This window comes from Mesorhizobium sp. M6A.T.Ce.TU.016.01.1.1 (assembly GCF_003997065.1).
Taxonomy (GTDB): Bacteria; Pseudomonadota; Alphaproteobacteria; order Rhizobiales; family Rhizobiaceae; genus Mesorhizobium; species Mesorhizobium mediterraneum.
Genome location: NZ_RZTJ01000137.1, coordinates 1 through 444 on the forward strand (window position 1 = coordinate 1; position 444 = coordinate 444).

The 444-nt window shown below is 66.4% G+C and carries 1 pseudogene; it reads left to right on the forward strand.

Annotated elements, in window-relative coordinates:
* Positions 1–444, forward strand: a pseudogene (locus EOC94_RS33615) (Dtr system oriT relaxase); the annotation flags it as partial.

Sequence of the window (444 nt, forward strand, 5' to 3'; positions counted from 1 at the left end):
CCGGCGCTTAAGCACGACATCGAGCGCTATCTTCAGATGCGTGAGAGCGCCCTGCAGCGGATCGAGGGCGAGGAGAAGATGCTGCGGCAGCGCGTGTCGATCGACATTCCGGCGCTGTCGCCTGCCGCGCTTAGTTTCCTGGAACGGGTGCGCGACGCGATCGACCGCAACGATCTTCCCGCAGCGCTGGGATACGCGCTCAGCAACCGCGAGACCAAGCTCGAGATCGATGGCTTCAACAAGGCGGTGGCGGAGCGGTTCGGCGAGCGCACGCTGCTCACCAACGCTGCGCGCAATCCTGCGGGCCAGCTCTTCGACAAGCTCGCCGAAGGGCTCCAGCGCCAGGAAAAGGAAGGGCTGAAAGAGGCGTGGCCGGTGATGCGCGCCGCGCAGCAGCTCGCAGCGCACGAGCGCACGACAGCGACGCTGAAGCAGGCCGAGGAC